The sequence below is a fragment of the Aestuariivivens sediminis genome, assembly GCF_022662105.1.
Classification (GTDB): domain Bacteria; phylum Bacteroidota; class Bacteroidia; order Flavobacteriales; family Flavobacteriaceae; genus Aestuariivivens; species Aestuariivivens sediminis.
The window spans coordinates 28,049-48,814 of record NZ_JAKMCP010000003.1; the positions used below are offsets into that span (position 1 = coordinate 28,049).

Below are 20,766 nucleotides of genomic sequence, written 5' to 3' on the forward strand. Positions count from 1 at the left end.
AATTAATTTAGGAACAAGTGTTGTGCTCTGAACCTCCTTTTTTCGTACCTTTCTAAGGACTCCCGTTTTGCGTAGTCAAACTATTGACTTGTAGTTTAATTTGAACACTTTCCGATATGAAAAACGTTTTATGTGCCCTGTCATTTTTTATGCCTCTAGTCATTATCTCCCAGGAAGCCGTAAAACCCGATATCATTCCTCAGCACATCGTCACCGATTCCTATCATGGTACAGATCTGGATGACCCCTACAGGTATTTGGAAAACCTAGATGATCCAAATGTGGTCACATGGATGAAAACTAATGCCACCTATTCCGAGTCTGTTTTAAATCAGATTTCAGGTAAGGAGATGTTATTTAAAACAATGAAAGAATTGATTGAAAGGCGTGCAACTACCATATATAATTTGAGTATTACAGAGAACGACACCTATTATTATCTCAAGCGCCTACCCGGGGAAGAAATAAGTAAAATGTATAAAAGACAGGGTTATGAAGGAGAAGAAATCTTATTTTTCGATCCAACCACCTATAAAGCGGAAGATGGAAAAATCTATACCATAAGTACTATCAGTCCCAATATTCAAGGGGATAAAATAGCCGTGAGCGTGGCTGCCAATGGATCTGAAAACCAGGAGTTGCTCATTTTTAACGCTATGGGAGAGCCCTACCCGGAAACACTGGAGCTTGCGCGTGGCATATCATGGCTTAAATCGGGAGATTCCTTCTTTTACAACAGATTGAATTCCAAAGATGTCACGGACCAGAGTCGGAAAATATACACTGCTGTCTTCACGCATAAGGTTGGAACGGACCCATCCATGGACGACAGGTGTTTTTCAAAAGAAGATTATGCAGAATGGGGCATTTCGGAAATGGAAATTCCAGTGATAACCTATGCAAAGGAAGCCGATGCAAGACTTCTTTTTGCGAGTTCCGTAGATAAAAATATCAAGGCCTTTATGAGCCGTTCGCAAAACCAGCTGCGTGATAATTGGAAACCGCTATTAAAAAGAGAAGATAAAGTAACGCATATGATTTTAGCTGAGGATGCGGTGTACTATTTAACCTATAATGAGGCCCCCAACTACAAAATTGTTAAGGCCCCTTTAGATACGCCCGAATTTGAAAATGCAAAGACCCTTGTGGCTAATTCCGATTCTGAAACGATCACGGATGTCGTGGTAACCAAGGATGGATTATATTATGCTACCATAGAACATGGTGTTGAAGCCAAGGTGTATTTTCTTCCCCATGGCAAAAAGGAAGCCCTGGCCTTAACATTGCCATTCGCTGCGGGACAAGCCGGAATATCCAATAAAGGGCCGGCATTTAGTGAGGTTTGGATATCCATTTCCGGTTGGACCTCCCCCAATAAACGTTTTCTTTACGACCCCAAGAGCAACACCTTCACGCATCAGCCATTATCGACCCCCGTAGAATACCCCGAATTGGAAAACCTCATAGCTAAGGAAGTCTTGGTTAAATCGCATGACGGCGTTATGGTTCCGGTGTCTATTGTCCATAATAAGGATTTACCAATGGACGGGCAAAATCCAACTGTTCTTTACAGTTATGGCGCCTATGGGAATTCTATTTTTCCTTTTTTCAGTCCCCTCATTTTAGCCTATACCATGTATAATGGGATCCTGGTTGTGCCCCATGTAAGAGGTGGAGGTGAATTGGGTGATGCCTGGCACAAGGCCGGACAGAAATTGAATAAACCCAATACCTGGAAAGATGCCATTGCTACCGCCGAGTATTTAATAGATGAAGGCTATACCAATCCAAAAAAACTGTCCATTTTTGGCGGTAGTGCCGGAGGTATTTTAGTGGGGCGTTCTGTTACTGAGCGTCCGGATTTATTTGTTGCCGGGGCACCTATGGTGGGGGCCATGAACACCGTAAGAATGGAAGAAACACCAAATGGTCCTGTGAACACCCCTGAATTTGGTACGGTAAACGACCCGGAAGAATTTAAAGGATTATTGGAAATGGATTCCTATCACCATTTAAAACCGGCGACCGATTATCCGGCCATGTTGATTACAGCCGGTATGAACGATTCCAGGGTCATCGCCTGGCAACCTGCCAAATTTGCGGCAAAAATGCAACATGACAACACGAGTGATTCCCCCATATTATTTTTAACCAACTTTGAAGGGGGCCATGGGGGACGCACGACTTTGAGTCAGACACTGGAGGACTTTTCAAACATATTTTCGTTCTTTTATTGGCAGTCGGGGCACCCGGATTTTAAATTGAACAAGCCTCTCAAAGATTGATGACCGCTGTCCATTTTTAGAATATCACATTGCTTTAGAAAGCCCTTTAACTCATCTGGGAGGCCTGTATTGCAGGGCGCCTTTTGAATGATATGTATCATCACTATAAAATCTACATCATGGAAAGTTACCTGTCAAGTAGCATTAAACAATTTCAATATTATAAAAGCTTGGGAGACCGGACCTTTCATCAGCTTAGTTTCGAAGCACTTCAAAAAGAAATTTCTAAAGACTCCAATTCTATTGCTATCATTGTGAAACACCTGTCGGGCAATATGTTAAGCCGTTGGACCAATTTTTTAACGGAAGATGGTGAAAAGGAATGGCGTCAACGCGATTTGGAATTTGAAGACTCTTACACAACCCGAGAAGCGCTCATAGCGCAATGGGAAAAGGGATGGCAATGTTTGTTTGCCGCCCTCACCTCCTTAAGATCCGAAGATCTCGAAAACATTGTATTTATTAGAAACCAAGGGCATACCGTTACCGAGGCCATTAACAGACAATTAGCCCATTATGCATACCATGTGGGTCAAATCGTGTTTTTGGGAAAGGTTTTAAAAGGAAAAGACTGGAGCTCACTTTCGATACCCAAAGGACATTCAAAACGGTACAATGAAAAAAAGTTCAATAAAGAAAAAGAACGACGCCATTTTACAGACGATCCATAAAAAAACTCCTTTATCGGAATAAAGGAGTTTTTGATAAAAATTAGCTTGAAATATTATTTTGCGTCCAAAGCTTTGGTGCTTATATACGATATCCCTCTTTCAATCATTCCCTCATCATTAAAGTCGTGGGTATACATAGCCGGGATTACAAATTTCTTGCCATCGGACTTTCTTGTTAGTCTAAAGTTCCACCAGGACTGTACCGTATATCCATCTCCAATTTCATAATGCAAACAATCCGGATACCCTACAACATCAATACTCTCGATGGTGTACTTTTCTAGAAACTGACTATTGCGAGCCTTAAGTTCCTCAAGACCAATGGATTCTCCTATAGGCATTTCCAATCCGGTAAAGGTGGCCTTGTCATCAATAAAGCTATAGGCTTTATCCATATCGCCATATTCAAATGCCGCAAACATTCTGCGAACTTTATTAATATACTCGTGCTCATTATATAAGGTACCGTTGGTCCTTGTAGAAAACGCCCTTCTTATATCCCTCCCTATCGGATAATTGTAATAGATGGCCAATTCAATTTTACCCTCGTCATTCAACCGGTAAAGATTGTGCACGGGCATTTCAATTTTTATCCCTGTATCATCATGAACACCTTTCAGGTAATCCCAGGTTTGTACCCAGGTTTTGCCGTCTTTATATTCAATGGCATCAGGATAAGCTTCCCCGTGTCTGGATAAACTTCTGTAAGCCGTCCATTTGTTTCTGTTCGCTACCCACTTCAAAAAATCTTCCTTATTCGTACCCTCTGCATTTTTATTCCTGGTAGTCCCGCTATATGATATAAAATCATCGGCTAAATAGGAAGCAACCGCTTCGACGTCCCCTTTAATATCTGCTTGCTGCATGGCTTCCACTGCAACTATTGCAGGATGCTCTTTGTAAACAGTACCATTTTTTTCTTTTTTTTGGGGAAACATTACGGCTACGGTAAGTAGCATGACAATTAAAACATGTTTTTTCATATTGATAAAAAATTTTAAGTTAGTTAAGTCTTAAATGTAGGTAAAAAAACATTGATAATAAGAATTTTCAAAATGTTTTTTAAAGTGGAGCCTTTTTAAGGTTCCGGCATCCTGCTTTTTTTAAATGGTCTTATAATTAATCGTGCTTCCCTATCGAAACGCACATAATTATACACCCAGTTCACAAAAACGACCATACGGTTTCGAAAGCCGATAAGAAAGAATAAATGGACGAACATCCATACATACCAGGCAAATACGCCTTGAAACTTAAATCGCTTTAAATCTACTACAGCTTTATTTCTGCCAATGGTTGCCATGACGCCTTTATCCTTATATTCAAATGGTTTCAGGGGTTCATTTCTTATCAATCGTAAAATATTAACCCCCAACTGTCCCCCTTGCTGAATCGCAGGCTGTGCCATCATGGGTAATCCGTTGGGATAGGCCGCACTTGGCATACAAGCCAAATCACCAATGGCAAAAATATGATTGAAGCCCTTTACCTGATTAAATTCATTTACCAGTACCCTATGACTATGGGGCGTGATAAGTGCTTCCGCATCCAAACCTTTAATGGTTGCCCCTTTAACGCCTGCTGCCCATACCATGGTGGCTGTTTCAAAAGTTAAGTCGGAATTCGTGGTAACCGTTTTTCCATCGTAATGGGTCACCCTAACATTTTTCCAAACATTAACCCCAAGCTTTTCCAAAAATTCCTCTGCTTTTTCAGAAGCCTTGGCACTCATTCCCTGTAACAGACAATCGGCAGACTGTATGATATGAATTTGAGCCATACGGGTATCCAAATCGGGGTAATCCTTAGGTAAAATACCTTTTTTAATTTCTGCCAGTGCACCGGCCAGTTCAACCCCTGTTGGTCCTCCCCCTACTATCACAAAATTCATAAGGGCGTTACGCTCATTTAAATCGGAAGTCAATAAGGCCTCTTCAAAGTTTTCAAGGATTAAACTTCTTAAATTAAGAGACTGGGGTATGGTTTTCATGGCCATACTGTACCTTTCAATTTCCGAATTTCCAAAATAATTGGTTTTAGACCCCGTAGCCATAACCAAATAATCGAACTTTAGTTTACCGATATTGGTAATAACTTTATTTTTTGCAGTGTCAATGCCCTCAACATGGGCCAATCTAAAATAAAAATTAGGGAAATTTTTAAGTATTTTCCTAATGGGATAGGCAATGGAATCCGGTTCTAACCCCCCTGTAGATACCTGATATAATAATGGCTGGAAGGTGTGATAATTGTTTTTATCCAGTAGCACTACCTGGACATCTTGTTTTGATAATTTCTTGGCTAAGGAAACCCCAGCAAATCCACCGCCAATAATAACAACGCGGGCACTACTGGTTCTTGGTATGTTCATAAATATAAACTTGGAATACAAATGTAGTACAAAGATAGAAATTTAGCCTGTTCTAAATTCTTTATTAAAATTCGATTTTGTAAATTCGTACCCTAAAAAATAACAGATGGGTAAATACGATATTATTGTTCTTGGAAGTGGTCCTGGCGGATATGTTACAGCAATTAGGGCATCTCAGTTGGGATTTAAAACGGCTATTGTTGAAAAGGAAAATTTAGGAGGTGTATGTCTAAATTGGGGCTGTATACCCACAAAAGCACTATTAAAATCTGCACAAGTATTTGAATACCTAAAACATGCTGAGGATTATGGTTTAAAGGTAAAGGACGCCGAACACGATTTTGATGCTGTGGTAAAACGCAGTCGCGGTGTTGCTGAGGGCATGAGTAAAGGGGTTCAGTTTTTAATGAAAAAGAATAAAATTGATGTCATTGAAGGGTTTGGCAAACTAAAACCGGGTAAGAAAATTGATGTCGATGGAAAAGAATTCAGTGCTGACCACATCATTATAGCAACGGGAGCGCGGTCCCGCGAATTGCCCAGTTTACCTCAGGATGGTAAAAAAGTGATCGGTTATCGTGAGGCCATGAGTTTACCGAAGCAGCCCGGCAGCATGATTGTAGTAGGCTCCGGAGCCATTGGTGTGGAATTTGCCTATTTCTATAAGGCTATGGGAACCGAAGTGACCATTGTGGAATATCTCCCCAATGTCGTGCCTGTTGAAGATGAAGAGGTCTCCAAACAATTGGAACGATCCTTTAAAAAGAACGGTATCCAAATAATGACTTCGGCCGAAGTGACTTCAGTGGATACCTCTGGTAAAGGTGTTAAGGCCACGGTAAAAACAAGTAAAGGAGAAGAAACCCTTGAAGCAGATATCATTTTAAGTGCAGTTGGGATTAAAACCAACATCGAAAATATTGGATTGGAAGATGTCGGTATTGTCGTCGACAAAGATAAAATTTTAGTAAACGATTATTACCAAACCAATATTCCAGGTTATTATGCCATTGGAGATGTTACTCCGGGTCAGGCTCTGGCCCATGTGGCTTCTGCTGAAGGCATTCTGTGTGTGGAAAAAATTGCGGGTCAGCATGTTGAACCCCTGGATTATGGAAATATTCCGGGTTGCACCTATTGCTCACCGGAAATTGCCAGTGTTGGCTTAACCGAAAAACAGGCTAAGGAAAAAGGCTTTGATATTAAGGTGGGTAAATTTCCTTTTTCGGCTTCCGGTAAAGCAAGTGCCGGAGGGAATAAGGAAGGTTTTGTTAAGGTCATTTTCGATGCGAAATATGGGGAATGGCTGGGTTGTCACATGATTGGTGCCGGCGTAACCGATATGATTGCAGAAGCTGTGTTGGGCAGAAAATTAGAAACTACCGGACATGAAGTTTTAAAAGCGGTACATCCTCACCCTACTATGAGTGAGGCCGTTATGGAAGCGGTGGCCGCAGCGTACGATGAAGTCATTCATATTTAAAACAAAAAATAACCCGTTGTAAATTTTATGAATGGAAATGAAATAAATTAGCCTGCCTTTGGTAGGTATCGAGAATCAAATTTTAGTTCTTAAACTCGTGTCCTCGATATCATTTTCTATCGAAAATCACTTGAACTGACATTCATTTGTACCCTATAAATCAAAATGCACATCGATTAAAAATAAGGCACATCTATAACGAGGTTCTGATTTTACGGAACCTTTTTTTTGCGCGCTATTGGTTCTGGGTCCCATTGCTTTTAGACAGAGCAACACCACCCTTGTGGCACTCTACCCCGTGGTTTAGTGAGATTTATGTCATTGATTTTAGACCGGGCCCTCCTATAAAAAGCTCTGTATGGCCAACTCATAGCTTTGAAGTCCGAATCCGAGAATCACCCCTTTGGCATTGGGCGATATATACGATTGGTGTCTGAATTCCTCACGCCCAAAAGTGTTGGATATATGCACTTCCACAACGGGCGTATCGATCGCTTTAATCGCATCGCCAATACCAACAGAAGTATGCGTATACGCCGCAGCATTTAAAATGATACCATCATAATCAAAGCCAACCTCATGTAATTTATCGATAAGCTCCCCTTCAACATTCGATTGAAAATATGCGATCTCGATCGTGTTATATTTACCCTTAATTTCCTCTAAAAATTCTGTAAAGGAAAGACTGCCATAGATATTGGGTTCGCGTTTACCGAGTAGATTCAAATTGGGACCGTTGATGATGATTAGTTTTTTCATGCTACAAAGATATTCAAAAATCACATTTTAACTTTCAAAATATCTATTTGTGTGGATTCATCCTTTTTTAAATTAGAAAGCGCCTTTATGCTGTTCGTGCCATCCTCAATTTCCACGACTACGGTGTTCGGGGCTATGGTTCCCTCGTTTAGTGCCTTAATAATAATTTCTGTTTTATTATCAAGGAGATCTACCATTAAAACTTGTTTCGTGTTTTTCGCTTCATAATTGGATAGAATAGGTCGTCCATTGGCAAAAATTGAAATTCGGTCACCATCCTCCTTTCCTCCGTCATGAATAGAAAATGTTATTCGATTCCTTTTACTGAATAAGGATAATACTTCATTTTCTTTTAGAATATTCATATTCAAAGAATCCAGCATCTTTAATGGCTTAAATCGTTGTTTTACACTATCGGGAATCCTTTTCATTTTATTTATCCTTTCAGTGACTTTCATCATTTTAGCTTGAATTTTTTCAGCTGAACTTATAAACAAATCGCCATTTATACATGGTGTATTATCCGCAAACAGACCCATAAACTTTGCCTTGGCCTCTTTTGTTTTTCCTAATGAAAAGTTTTTTAAAGTCGTATTGATATAGCAAAATTCATAATCAGGTTCTAGTTTAGTTTTGGTATATATGGTTTGTGTTTCTCGAAAACTTAATTCTTTCTTTTCTTCATCATATTCACCAAAAACACTAGATTTGGTTTCATATGTACCCCCTAAATCAGTGATTGAATATCCCTTAACCTCACCATTAATTTCAGATATATCTAACTTGTAAGTAATGGTTAAAGAATCATTTAATTGAATACCTCCTATAAATTGATAGTCCTTTTGTGCCATGCCAATACATGATACTGTAAAAATAAATGCAGTAACTAAAAATTTTCTTAACATTTATGAAATTTATGATTAAATTTAAACAAACATAAATTAATTAATTATGAAAACTAAATTATTATTGACCCTGTTAGTCACTTTATTCATGTTTAGTGCCAGTTATGCTTCCTTTCCTGTGAAAAGGACGGTCTCCACATCGACCAATACGGAATTATCGGCTTCCGACATTGAAGTAGTTGAGCCTGTGGCAACTTTAGCTCCCCGAGACAAGTGGGTTGGAGTAGCGCTATGGTTCTTTTTGGGATGGCCCTTTGCCGCCCATAGATGGTATTATAAAAAACCCGTGGGCTGGAACATTTTATTCATCCTTACAATAGGTGGTTTGGGAATTTGGGCAATAGTAGATTTAATAAATATTCTCACGGATAATTTTTAATGGTGAATTGATTTCCACAACATTCCTTTTTCTTAAGGGAAACTATTAAATTGAGTTTGGAGACTAAAAAAACCGAAGTCCTGACGGCTTCGGTTTTTTTTATGTATAACAATTCAGATTAGAATTTATATCCTATTCCGGCAAAAAATCCGTTAAGCTTAATAGCATATCCACTTGGTGCATCCTCCAATAAATTGGCTAATCCTAAATTATATCTTGCTTCAATAAAGAAATTTTCTGTTATATCATATGAAGCTCCCCCTTCAAGGCCAAAATTAAAAGATTTTTCACCTTCTTCTGTATCTAAAATGAACCCTAAATTCGGACCAACTATTAAGTCAAGCTCATTAGAAACTGAATATTTCACCACTATTGGTATTGAAATATAATCAAAGTTCATATCTTCAAAATCAATAACGACATACAACAATTCCGGTTGCAGGGCAAAATTATCCGATAATTGAATTTCTACAAGGGCTCCTATATAAAAGCCTGTTTCAGAGGTAGAAATATTTTCTCCTTCTGCTTCTAAACGAAGTGAAGCGAAATCAACACCTCCTTTTAAACCAAAATTTACCTCCTGCGCAGGTAAATTAAATAATCCTAATACCGTTAATACGGTAAAAAATAATATTTTTTTCATAATTTTTAGTGTTATATGGAATGATTATTATGATCTTTAATGGTACTGATTAATTTTTGGGTACAAAATGATGGATATCAGTTTCTAAGGGGATTGGATTCCCTTAAGCTTTGTCATTAATTTGTTTTAATTTTACATTTATGAAATGGAAACATGCTCTTAAAGACTACCAATCATACCTTAAGATAGAACGCGGTCTATCCAAAAATTCTATCGATAATTACTCCCGAGATATTAAAAAGTTAATGGATTACCTGGATACGCACAGCATAAGTGTTTCTCCAATTTCCATAGCAACCGAAACGATTCAGGAGTTTATTTATCAAACGGCTAAAACCATAAATGTCCGATCGCAAGCCCGACTTATTTCTGGTCTTCGGAGTTTTTTCAGTTATATGGTATTTGAAAATTACAGGAAAACCAATCCGTTGGAACGTATTGAATCCCCAAAAATTGGTCGAAAATTACCGGACACCCTTGAGGAAGTGGAAATCGATGCCCTTATCGGGGCCATTGATTTGGGCAAACCTATGGGCGAGCGCAATCGAGCCATTCTGGAAACCCTGTATGGCTGTGGTCTTCGGGTAAGTGAGTTAACCACCTTAAAGCTGTCGGATTTGTTCTTTGATGAGGGGTTTATAAGAGTGACAGGTAAGGGCAATAAACAACGGTTTGTGCCTATAGTCCAAACCACTCAAAAATACATTAGCATCTATTTGAATGAAGTGCGCTGCCATATAACCATTCAACCGGGATATGAAGACACCTTATTTTTAAACCGGCGAGGAAAGCAATTAACGCGTTCCATGATTTTTGAAATCGTTAAACAACTGGCTGAAACAATCGGATTAAAAAAACGGATTTCACCCCATACGTTCAGACATTCCTTTGCAACACATTTATTGAAAAACGACGCCGACCTGCGATCCATTCAACTTATGCTGGGACATGAAAGTATTACGACTACCGAAATATATGTTCATTTAGATAAAAGTCATCTCACCAAAGTCATGAACAAATACCATCCCAGGAAATAAAAAACAAGGAATGGTCAGCGAAAACCACTACTTGGCAATATTGACTGCTCTTGTTTCTCTGATTACCGTAATTTTTACCTGACCGGGATAGGTCATGTCGGTCTGGATTTTTTGTGAAATATTAAAGGATAACTCAGCGGCTCTTTGGTCATCTACCTTTTCACTTTCAACAATGACCCTGAGTTCACGACCTGCCTGAATGGCATAGGCTTTTTTCACGCCTTGAAAACCAAATGCAATATCTTCCAAATCCTTCAAACGCTGTATATAACTGTCCAGTACCTGACGTCTTGCTCCCGGCCTCGCCCCGGAAATAGCATCACAAACCTGTACGATGGGTGCTAACAAGGATTTCATTTCAACTTCATCATGGTGAGCCCCTATGGCATTACAGACTTCCGATTTTTCACCATATTTTTCGGCCCATTGCATGCCCAAAATAGCATGTGGGGTTTCCATATCGATTTCAGCATCCGGCACCTTACCGATATCGTGTAATAAGCCGGCACGCTTGGCCAATTTCGGATTTAGCCCAAGTTCGGCTGCCATGACCCCGCAGAGTTTTGCTACCTCGCGAGAGTGTTGTAGTAAATTTTGACCGTATGAGGACCGGTATTTCATTCGGCCCACCATTTTTATCAATTCCGGATTCAAATTGTGAATACCCAGATCGATAACCGTTCGCTTACCGACCTCAATAATTTCCTGATCTATTTGCTTAGTAGTTTTCTTTACAATCTCCTCTATACGGGCCGGATGAATCCGTCCATCGGTCACCAGCTTATGTAAGGACAAACGCGCAACTTCCCGTCTTACAGAATCGAAACACGATAAAATGATGGCTTCCGGCGTGTCATCCACAATAATTTCAACACCGGTGGATGCTTCCAGCGCACGTATGTTACGGCCCTCACGACCTATAATTCTACCCTTTACATCATCAGATTCAATATTAAAGACCGAAACACAGTTATCGACAGCCTCCTCGGTGCCGATCCGCTGAATGGTATTTATGATCACTTTTTTCGCGTCTTGTTCCGCGGTTAACTTGGCCTCTTCAAGGGCGTTTTGAATGTAGGCCATGGCATCGTTTTTGGCCTCACCTTTTAAGGATTCTACCAGTTGGGCCTTGGCATCTTCGGCTGAAAGACTCGAGATGACCTCTAATTGCTCCACTTGACTTTTATGCAATTTATCCAATTCCTGCTGGCGCTTTTCAAGAAGTTCATGCATGTGGTTGTAGTCCTTAATTTTGGACTCCAATTCCCCATTTAACTTTTTGTTCTTGGAGAGCTCACTCGAGATTTGAGATTCCTTATCTCGCGTACGTTTTTCGGCTTCGGCCATTTTTTTATCACGTGCCAAAATCACCTTTTCGTGTTCGGCCTTGAGTTCGATAAACTTTTCCTTTGCCTGCAGAATTTTATCTTTTTTTATCGCTTCCCCCTCATTATTCGCTTCCTTTAAGATCGAGGCAGCACTGCGTTTAGCGTCCTTTATCAGTTTGGAAGCATTGCTTTTTTCGATGGATTTGGCAATAATAAAGCCTATAATAAGCCCTAATACGACACCTCCAATGATGAATATAATTAAATTGTCCATTATGTTTAGTTAATTTGAATATATAAAAAAAGCCTACACCGATTTAAAATTTTGTATAAACTCCTTAAAAACAAGTTTAGGGCTACCAAGCTGATCAAGGATCCGATAGGTACTGAATTAAATTCTGTACAGCAGCATGCTTTTACAACTTAAACTCACCCTTTTTAAAGAATTAATGTTGAGTTTATCAAAAAAAATAACCAATGTAGGCAGTAACTTTTTACTTTATTTTAAAGAACGTTAAGAAACTAAATGAGACCGTAATAACTCATCAAGGGCATTTAGTTTTTCCTCTAAATGCTCATTTACGTGCTCTTTATCTATTGACTTCTGTTCCAACTGAGAGGCAAACTGCAAAGCACACATCGCTAATACATCCTGCTTATCTCGAACAGAGTAACTTTGCTCAAATTGCTGAATCATGGCTTCAATGTTTTTGGCCGCCTTTCGCAACCCTTCTTCCTGTTTGGCATCAATAGTTAAGGGGTAAACCCTGTTTGCTATGGATAGCTTTATTTTAAGCTTTTCTGACATTGAACATGATGCAGCACTATTCGGATAATTGAGCAATACAATGGTCAATATCCCGTATTAATGCATTTATTTTAAGCTTAGTCTCTCTTTTATTATCGTCACTGCCAAGCATTGAATTTGCAAGTTTCAGGGCTTCGTACTTTTCCTCCCAGGATGCAACAAGCAATTTTTGGTCTTTAAGATCTTGCTGCGAGGTGGCTATGGCTGCACTCAGTTTTGAGTTTTCAAGCCTTAAAAGCTCTAATCTGTGTAATACTTTACTAATCTTGCTTTCTAAAGAATCTACAATATCTTCAATATTACCCATTTACAAATTTCAATACTTATCTCACAAAGTTAACATACCTTACCATAAATTACAATTGTTTTTAAATAAAATTTTTTGTTATGCGTTTATGTAAATTGGATGCTGTCATAACCGGATTTTTACCCATACCTTTGCACATTCAAATCAAATTAATATTTTAGCCTTAATGAGATATCTATGAGATTAAACCTATTTATTCTTTTACTTTATTCTATTATCGCCTATCCCCAAAGCAATTATCCTCAGGATTATTTTGTCAATCCCTTGGAGATTCCCACATCCCTATCCGGAACCTTCGCAGAGTTGAGGTCCAATCATTTTCATTCCGGAGTGGATATCAAAACCCGGCAACGTCAAGGATTTAAGGTACTGTCTGCTGCAAGTGGATTTGTGAGTCGCATTAAAGTCTCTTTTTTTGGTTACGGTAAGGCCTTATATATAACCCATCCCAATGGATATACCACCGTTTATGCACACCTGCAAAAATTTGCTCCTGAAATCGAGGCTTATGTAAAAAAGCACCAATACGAAAAGGAATCTTATGAAATCGAGTTGTTTCCAAAAGCCGATGACCTCAAGGTCAGTCAAGGGGATGTCGTAGCCTTTAGCGGCAATAGCGGTGGGTCTTTGGCGCCTCACCTGCATTTTGAGATACGGGACAATCAAGAGCGCCCTTTAAATCCAATGTTGTTTGGTTTGGACGTTAAGGACACCACGCCACCCTTTGTAACTGCCCTGTATGCCTATCCCATGGATAAGACCTCCCATGTAAATCATTCCAATGCCAGACAGAAATTACGCCTTATTCCACTTCAAAACGGGGATTATAGCGTTGAAAACATTGAGGCCTTTGGTAAAATAGGGATTGGAGTTGTGACCAACGACAGGCAGGATTATGCCCCAAATAAAAATGGGGTTTACAATATCCAGACCTTTTTAAATGGCAGTCAGGCCTATGAGTTGGATTTCAGACGGTTTTCGTTCGATGAGACCAGACATATCAACCGCCTTATAGACTACGAACATTACAAAAAGAAAAAACAGTACATCCAGAAGCTTTTCAATGACGAAAACCCCTTGAGCATTATAAAACCATCCCTGTCGGATGGATTTCTGGTCATAAAAGATAGTGCCGACTACATGTATAAGATAAAGGTAAACGATTTTAAAAATAATCCTACCTGGATTACCATGGAAATTAAGGGGATTAAAAACGATTCCCTGAACCCCGAAATACAAAAAACGACCCCGTACTTTATACAAGCCCATCAAGCCACTACTTTAAAAGAAGGGCGTGTTTCCGTGAACATATTCAAAGATTCATTTTACGATGATTTTTATATGGACTTTGAAGTCCACAACGACACCTTAATCCTTCATGACGATACGTTACCGGTAAAAAAAAGTATCGCCATATCCTATGATATCAGTAATTATAAGGAAGTCGATAAAGAACGATTGTACATCGCTAACTTGCTGGGCTACTCAAAATACCCTGTGTATAGCGCTTCAGAAAGAAAGGGCAACCAACTGACCACACGTACAAAAAATTTAGGCACCTATGCCCTGGCCATAGATACCATACCACCAACGATAAGACCCGGAAACTTCAAGGACAAACAGTGGGTCAGTAATTATCAGTATTTAAAAATTAAAATTGATGACACGCCGAGCGGGATCTCAAATTACAGGGCTACGGTAAATGGTAAATGGATATTAATGGAGTATGATTATAAAACGAAAACCCTAACTTACAATTTTAATGACGGTATCATAACGGATACTAAAAATAATTTAAAACTAAATGTTACGGATAATGTTGGAAATAGTTCTACTTTTGAAACACTGTTTTATCGCAAATAAGTTACGCTTTTGAATACGAAATATATACTACCCACCTTGTTTCTGTTGTTGCTGACCCTGATTGGACAAACACAGAACGCTACGGTTAAGGGTGTTATTTTAGACGAAGACAATAACCCCATAGTCAACGTGAATGTCAAAGCGGGGACGAATGGCACAGAAACCAATGAAAACGGATTCTACCTTTTAAAAATTCCGGCTAACCAGGATATTACCGTCGAATTTTCCCATCTGTCCTTTAAAAAAGTGGTAAGTACTTTTAATTTAAAAAATGGTGAAGACTATGAATTCAACCCGGTCATGAATGCCTCAGTTGAACAAATAGCTACGGTCATTATTTCGGGTAACCGACGAAAGGACGTTGAGGGCATCACCGTGCTGGAGCCCGAAACCATTAGAAAAATTCCGGGCGCCAATGCCGGCGTGGAAAACCTATTGCTAACCCTCCCCGGGGTAAGCAACAACAACGAATTAAGCACCCAATACGCCGTTCGCGGGGGTAATTTTGATGAAAACCTGGTGTATGTTAACGATATAGAAGTATACCGCCCCTTTTTAATACGATCGGGTCAACAGGAGGGACTAAGTTTTGTAAATACCGATTTGGTACAAAATGTAGATTTTTCGTCAGGCGGTTTTCAGGCAAAATATGGCGATAAACTGTCTTCGGTCCTGGACATCACCTATAAAATACCCTACCAATTTGAAGTCAATGCCGATTTAAGCCTTTTAGGAGGAAGTCTGTCTGTTGAAAACATCAGTAAAGATTCCAAGTTCTCCAGTATTGTTGGATTGCGGTATCGGGATAACGGTTTACTGGTGAATGCTAAAGAAACCGAGACCAACTATGATGCGGCCTTTGCCGATGCCCAAACCTTCCTGACCTATACTTTTACGGATCGGTTCCAGTTAAGTTTTTTGGGCAATGCATCGCTAAATAAATACAACTATGCCCCTGAGGCAAGACAAACCAATTTCGGAACTTTGGCCGACCCCGTTGCCCTTATTGTTTTGTATCAGGGACAGGAGAAAGATCGATACCAGACCTTGTTTGGAGCCTTGAAAGGATCCTTCTTTGTCAATCCTGATTTAAATTTAAAGCTGATCACATCCACCTACCATACAACTGAAGAAGAATACTTTGATATTCTGGCCCAATATCGTCTTGGAGAAGTGAATACCAATATTGGGGATGAAGATTTGGGTGAGGTGGAATTTAGTGAGGGTATTGGCAGTCAGTTGAACCATGGAAGAAACGATTTGGATGCCCTGATTACCACCGTTGAACATAAAGGAGATTTAAAAATTAAAGACCATCGTTTGGAATGGTCCGTTAAGTATAATAATGAAGATATCAGGGACCGCCTCATCGAATGGGAGGTTATCGATTCTGCGGGGTTTTCCATTCGACCACGATTTATCCCCGGTAACGAACAACCTTATGTGCCTTACAGTGGTCCACTGGAACCCTATCAAAATGTCAGGGCTACAAATCATGTTAAAATAGATCGGCTTCAAGGATATCTGCAATGGAGTAAGCGTTCTGCAATTGGAACGAGCGAGATATGGTACAATGCCGGTATACGGGTTCATAAGTGGTCCGTTAGTGATAAAAATGCGATGGCAAAAGGGGGTGTCAAAAAATCCAATCAAACGGTGTTCAGCCCGCGGGCCCAGGTTGCCATTAAGCCCAAATGGGAAAAGGATATGGTGTTTCGGTTTGCAACAGGACTGTATTACCAACCGCCGTTTTACAGAGAACTTAGGGATTCACTGGGTGCCGTGCAACCCCATGTTAAGGCCCAACGCTCGGTGCATGTCGTTTTAGGAAACGACTATAGTTTTAAAATGTGGGACAGACCATTTAAATTAACCACTGAAGCCTATTATAAGAATTTAAGTGATGTTAATCCCTACACCCTGGAGAATGTGCGTATTCGATATCGCGCAAAAAATAATGCCAAAGCATATGCTTATGGATTGGATATGCGCTTAAATGGTGAGTTTGTGCCGGGAACAGAATCGTGGTTTAGCTTCGGTTATTTAAAAACGGAAGAAAATATAGATCAGCGGGGTTACATTTCAAGACCTACAGACCAACGGTTAAAATTTGCGGCTTTATTTCAAGATTACGTCCCTAACATCCCCTCAATGAAAATGTACCTGAATTTAGTATACAACACCGGTCTTCCCGGTGGATCTCCAAGTTACGCCGACCCCTACGTGTATCAAACCCGATTACCTGATTATAAAAGGGCCGATGTTGGTTTTCAATTTGTATTGGTAGACGAAAATAAAACATTCCAAAGCGGTTGGAAAAAGCCCTTTAAGGCCTTGTCATTTGGTATTGAGATTTTTAATCTTTTCGATGTACAGAACTCCATAACGAATACCTGGGTGAGGGATGTATACAGCAAGCGTCAGTTTGCCGTACCCAATTATCTCACCCCACGGGTTTTCAATGTAAGGACAACCATGAAATTTTAATTTAGGGCCATGACCAAACCCATTATCAATTTCGTTTGTTGTTTCATTTGGGTCCATGTTGTTCTTGCCCAAAAAACAACCTTTAAAACCGGTAAACCTATCAGCAAAACATATTATGCCGAAATTGCTTATGAGGACGTTGGCGGTAAATTAATCATTCCGGTGACCATCCAAAACACCACCTATAGATTTTTATTCGACACCGGAGCTCCCAATGTCATTTCAGAGGATCTGGCAAAGGATATAAATGCCCGAATCACGCAATCCATTTCGGTATCCGACGCCAACCAAAAACGACAGCGCATGCGGATTGTAACCCTTCCACAATTAACCATGGCCAATGTCTCATTTAAAAACACGAGTGCCCTGGTATTTGAAAAAGCACAAAACCTGGTGTTCGACTGTTTTCAGATTGATGGCATTATAGGCAGTAATCTCCTCCGCCATTCCGTGGTTCAAATTCAGCCTAAAAACAAGCTTATCATTGTCACCAATTACAGGAGGAAACTTGAGTTGAATGCACATAAAGGCGTAGAATTAATGCTGAGAGGCGATCAAAGCAGCCCCTATGTTTCCATAAGTTTAAAAGGCTCTAAAACGGCTAAGGAAGAGGTGCTTATTGACACCGGTGCCAGTGGATTTTACGATATGTGTCATACCAATTATCAACTCATGAAGGACCACGAAATAGTACAGACCTACGCTAGCGGATCGGGAACCTCGAGTATTGGTTTGTTTGGCAATGCCGAACACTTCCTACAATACCAGGTTCATATTCCTCAAATAGAACTGGATGGGCATGCGTTTAAAAATGTTTCAACAACCACCTCAAGCGACAATAACTCGAGGCTGGGATCTGATATTTTAAAATATGGCAATATAACGCTTGATTTTAAACGAAAACGTTTCTATTTCCACCCTTTTAATGATGAAACCGATGTTACCAAGCTTGACTTTGGTTTTACACCGACCATTGCCAATAACAAACTTATCGTAGGTGTTGTTTGGGAGGAGTACCTGAAAGATATCATCAAAGCCGGCGACGAAATTATTAAGGTCAATGATATGGATTATTCCAAATTGAACATTTGCGATGTCATTACCGGGGACTCCCCTTTTAGAACTTTCCAAACTGTAGACATTACCTTCAAGACCGCAATGGGTAAAATTATTTCGTTAACTTTAGAAAAACATTAATCGGCCTAAATATGTCCTTATCAAACGATGTGATCCGAGAAGCCCGGTTCAATCCTAAAATAAAAACTTATATTCTTATTACTGTGGCCTTTTTTTGCACCATAAGCCTTATAGGTATTCCGTTTTTATTGATATGGTTTTTAGGTTTGGGTCAGTATATTGGACAACGTTATTATGAAAACATCAGTTGCAGATTAACGAACAAGCATCTCGAATTTAAAAAAGGGGTTTTGTTTAAGGTTGAAAAAACCATCCCATTAGAAAATATTCAGGATATCACCTTTCTTGAAAATCCTTTTCTTAAGTATTTAGATCTCCGGATTCTTAAAATTGAAACGGCAGGACATAGCAACCCCGGAGGAAGTGATATGAAGCTTATTGGCATAATAGATACACAGGGGTTTAAACAGGCCGTTCTAGACCAGCGGGACCTATGGTCCTCCAAATCCAGCCCCGTAGATTCTGCCCATGACCATCTGGAACAAACAAATCGCTTGTTGCAAGACATCAAAGATTTACTGGAAATTATAAAAAATAAACCTTAAAATGGGTGGTCCATCATTCCTCATGTTCCGAGCATGAAAAGGGCTTACCTAGCCTTATGGGTTCGAGTAATAACATATCTGATATCGTAAATTTCTGCACTGGCATCCGAAACAATTTTTACGGTACCGCCATTCGTTTCCCAGGTATCTAAGGTATAGGCATTAAAAGAACTCAAATAGTAATGTTCTACCCCGTTACCTTTAGACATGATAAAATCGCGAACATATATTTCGCCGACAGCACCTCCAATGTCTATAGCAACAGTTAGTTTAGTCACTGCGGCAGTAGTGGGTCGTGCTTTAAATTCTATGTTTATATTAATCCCATCTCCATTCCTTCCCGTTATTGTGGAATTTGAAGCGTTGTAAAATTCAATAATATCCGTAGGTTTTTGACTATCTCTAACGGTCATTGCATTATTTGGCAGGGTGACCTTATTTGAAGCTGTTAGAGATAATGGACTAGCTGAAGTATAAACACCATCCACATAATCGGCCCAGCCCGAATAATCATTAAGACTATTTTCATTTATGAGTTTTAACCAACCCGTACCATTGTAATGAAAAAAAGCATTTTCATCGGTATCATAAACAACCAATCCAATAGCAGGATTTGAAATAGCAAGGCGTTGCACGCCATTCATTCTAGGTGTTAGCACACCTTGAGTGGTTGATGCCAGGTCCAGAATTGAAGACGCGTCAGGAGAATTGGTCCCAATACCTACCTGTGCATACATCAGAGAATTCAATAAAATAGCAATTAAAACGAGTAAGGTTTTAAAATGATTCATGATTTGGGGTTTTATTTGAGATGGACAAACATAGATAAAAAATCGTTTAAATGCAATATATTATCGTTTAAATGCGTTTTTTTCTTGTATTTCTAATATTTAATTCTACTTTTGGTACCGATAAAACCCCAATACCATGAAGTTAAATTCAACAAATTTAGTGTATTTATTAAGTATTATGAGCTTTTCCGGTTTTACTCAGGACCTATACATCACCAGTGGTTATGCCATCGATATTATGGGTGCTACACAGATGTATTTTAATGGATTAGAACTTATTCCCGGTACAGATTTTAAAATAAACGGGGCAAATGCGTTAACGAAAACCAATACTCCTATTAACAGCGAAAGTATTAACCGTGTTTTTAGTTTTGAAAGTACAATTGCTAATTTCGAGGGGGACCTTACCATGCATTATAAAGATACCGAGCTGAATGGCATTATAGAAAGTAATCTCGTGCTCCTACTGGAGGACGAAATGAATGTTTGGAATCCGTATACTTCAAGTCTTAATGCTACCAACAATACCATAACTTACCATTTTATTAATCCGGTAAGTTTTCTATCGGTTACAGCTTCAGACGGAACCACACTAAAAACAGATGAATTTGAAAACACGAATATTCAGGTATATCCAAATCCTACGGCTGAACGAGTAGAAATAAGAACGCCCTTACATGTCGAAACATCTTTATTTGATGCAACTGGAAAACAGTTACTTAAAACACGTAATTCATCGATAGATATCTCTAATTTGGGAACAGGCATGTACTTGTTTGTAATTGAAAATTTACAGACCCAACACCTAAAAACATATAAAATTATCAAACGATAGCATATCCCGTCCATTTTGAAAATAAAATGTTTTATTTTTAGGCTTATTTCACCATAGGCCTATTTTTTTTAA

Annotated in this window: 19 protein-coding genes and 1 other RNA gene; 10 read left to right on the forward strand and 10 right to left on the reverse strand. The window is 39.3% G+C overall.

Translation table 11 applies throughout. From position 1 onward, the window contains the following. Window positions 1-116: 116 nt before the first annotated feature. Both MR054_RS08170 and MR054_RS08175 read left to right on the forward strand, forming a co-directional pair. Window positions 117-2,285 (forward strand): prolyl oligopeptidase family serine peptidase, encoded by a 2,169-nt coding sequence (locus MR054_RS08170; RefSeq protein ID WP_242157425.1) that lies wholly within the window; start codon window positions 117-119, stop codon window positions 2,283-2,285. Between the two features lie 119 nt (window positions 2,286-2,404). Then, on the forward strand, window positions 2,405-2,956 hold the full coding sequence (locus MR054_RS08175) for a DUF1572 family protein (RefSeq protein WP_242157426.1): 552 nt from the start codon (window positions 2,405-2,407) through the stop codon (window positions 2,954-2,956). A 53-nt stretch (window positions 2,957-3,009) separates the two neighbouring features. On the opposite strand, the gene MR054_RS08180 is transcribed toward MR054_RS08175, so the two are convergent. Both MR054_RS08180 and MR054_RS08185 read right to left on the reverse strand, forming a co-directional pair. After that, entirely contained in the window at window positions 3,010-3,939 is a 930-nt protein-coding gene (locus tag MR054_RS08180) for a nuclear transport factor 2 family protein (RefSeq protein WP_242084693.1), read from the reverse strand. A 95-nt stretch (window positions 3,940-4,034) separates the two neighbouring features. Then, the gene (locus tag MR054_RS08185; protein ID WP_242157427.1) at window positions 4,035-5,327 is read right to left on the reverse strand and encodes an NAD(P)/FAD-dependent oxidoreductase; all 1,293 of its coding nucleotides are present in this window, start codon (window positions 5,325-5,327) and stop codon (window positions 4,035-4,037) included. A gap of 106 nt (window positions 5,328-5,433) precedes the next feature. On the opposite strand from MR054_RS08185, the gene lpdA reads away from it, so the two are divergent. Next, window positions 5,434-6,810 (forward strand): dihydrolipoyl dehydrogenase, encoded by a 1,377-nt coding sequence (lpdA, locus tag MR054_RS08190; protein WP_242157428.1) that lies wholly within the window; start codon window positions 5,434-5,436, stop codon window positions 6,808-6,810. 342 nt (window positions 6,811-7,152) lie between these two features. Here lpdA and aroQ read toward each other — a convergent pair whose 3' ends face one another. After that, a complete protein-coding gene (gene aroQ / locus MR054_RS08195; protein ID WP_242157429.1) occupies window positions 7,153-7,569 on the reverse strand; it encodes a type II 3-dehydroquinate dehydratase in 417 nt (138 codons plus the stop codon). A 20-nt stretch (window positions 7,570-7,589) separates the two neighbouring features. After that, on the reverse strand, window positions 7,590-8,474 hold the full coding sequence (locus tag MR054_RS08200) for a hypothetical protein (RefSeq protein ID WP_242157430.1): 885 nt from the start codon (window positions 8,472-8,474) through the stop codon (window positions 7,590-7,592). 46 nt (window positions 8,475-8,520) lie between these two features. Here MR054_RS08200 and MR054_RS08205 point away from each other — a divergent pair, with 46 nt between their 5' ends. Further along, window positions 8,521-8,853 carry a TM2 domain-containing protein gene (locus MR054_RS08205; RefSeq protein ID WP_242157432.1) on the forward strand — a complete coding sequence of 111 codons (333 nt, stop codon included), beginning with the start codon at window positions 8,521-8,523 and terminating at the stop codon, window positions 8,851-8,853. A 118-nt stretch (window positions 8,854-8,971) separates the two neighbouring features. On the opposite strand, the gene MR054_RS08210 is transcribed toward MR054_RS08205, so the two are convergent. Next, the gene (locus MR054_RS08210) at window positions 8,972-9,496 is read right to left on the reverse strand and encodes a porin family protein (RefSeq protein WP_242157433.1); all 525 of its coding nucleotides are present in this window, start codon (window positions 9,494-9,496) and stop codon (window positions 8,972-8,974) included. Between the two features lie 140 nt (window positions 9,497-9,636). On the opposite strand from MR054_RS08210, the gene xerD reads away from it, so the two are divergent. Next, window positions 9,637-10,533: a site-specific tyrosine recombinase XerD gene (gene xerD, locus MR054_RS08215; protein WP_242157434.1), complete on the forward strand. Its 897-nt coding sequence runs from the start codon at window positions 9,637-9,639 to the stop codon at window positions 10,531-10,533. A 27-nt stretch (window positions 10,534-10,560) separates the two neighbouring features. Here the strand turns inward: xerD and rny are convergent, their stop codons facing one another. The 4 genes from rny to MR054_RS08235 all read right to left on the reverse strand — a co-directional run bounded on the left by rny (window position 10,561) and on the right by MR054_RS08235 (window position 12,976). After that, on the reverse strand, window positions 10,561-12,135 hold the full coding sequence (gene rny / locus MR054_RS08220) for a ribonuclease Y (protein WP_242157435.1): 1,575 nt from the start codon (window positions 12,133-12,135) through the stop codon (window positions 10,561-10,563). Between the two features lie 57 nt (window positions 12,136-12,192). Next, window positions 12,193-12,319, reverse strand: a non-coding RNA gene (gene ssrS / locus MR054_RS08225) — 6S RNA. 56 nt (window positions 12,320-12,375) lie between these two features. Further along, window positions 12,376-12,669 (reverse strand): cell division protein ZapA, encoded by a 294-nt coding sequence (locus tag MR054_RS08230; protein WP_242157436.1) that lies wholly within the window; start codon window positions 12,667-12,669, stop codon window positions 12,376-12,378. Window positions 12,670-12,685: 16 nt separating this feature from the next. Further along, the gene (locus MR054_RS08235) at window positions 12,686-12,976 is read right to left on the reverse strand and encodes a hypothetical protein (RefSeq protein WP_242157437.1); all 291 of its coding nucleotides are present in this window, start codon (window positions 12,974-12,976) and stop codon (window positions 12,686-12,688) included. A gap of 177 nt (window positions 12,977-13,153) precedes the next feature. Between MR054_RS08235 and MR054_RS08240 the strand changes: the two genes are divergently transcribed. Genes MR054_RS08240 through MR054_RS08255 form a run of 4 tightly spaced genes read left to right on the forward strand, consistent with a single transcriptional unit; the run spans window position 13,154 to window position 19,068 of the window. Then, window positions 13,154-14,839, forward strand: coding sequence for a M23 family metallopeptidase (locus tag MR054_RS08240; protein ID WP_242157439.1), 1,686 nt, complete (start codon window positions 13,154-13,156; stop codon window positions 14,837-14,839). Between the two features lie 9 nt (window positions 14,840-14,848). Continuing rightward, window positions 14,849-17,326 carry a TonB-dependent receptor gene (locus MR054_RS08245; protein WP_420868336.1) on the forward strand — a complete coding sequence of 826 codons (2,478 nt, stop codon included), beginning with the start codon at window positions 14,849-14,851 and terminating at the stop codon, window positions 17,324-17,326. A 9-nt stretch (window positions 17,327-17,335) separates the two neighbouring features. After that, window positions 17,336-18,523 (forward strand): retropepsin-like aspartic protease, encoded by a 1,188-nt coding sequence (locus MR054_RS08250; protein WP_242157441.1) that lies wholly within the window; start codon window positions 17,336-17,338, stop codon window positions 18,521-18,523. Between the two features lie 11 nt (window positions 18,524-18,534). Next, a complete protein-coding gene (locus MR054_RS08255) occupies window positions 18,535-19,068 on the forward strand; it encodes a PH domain-containing protein (protein WP_242157443.1) in 534 nt (177 codons plus the stop codon). A 44-nt stretch (window positions 19,069-19,112) separates the two neighbouring features. Here the strand turns inward: MR054_RS08255 and MR054_RS08260 are convergent, their stop codons facing one another. Next, a complete protein-coding gene (locus MR054_RS08260; protein ID WP_242157444.1) occupies window positions 19,113-19,859 on the reverse strand; it encodes a hypothetical protein in 747 nt (248 codons plus the stop codon). Between the two features lie 136 nt (window positions 19,860-19,995). Between MR054_RS08260 and MR054_RS08265 the strand changes: the two genes are divergently transcribed. Beyond that, complete coding sequence (locus MR054_RS08265) at window positions 19,996-20,694, forward strand: T9SS type A sorting domain-containing protein (RefSeq protein ID WP_242157445.1); 699 nt, start codon at window positions 19,996-19,998, stop codon at window positions 20,692-20,694. The last annotated feature ends 72 nt before the right edge of the window (window positions 20,695-20,766 follow it).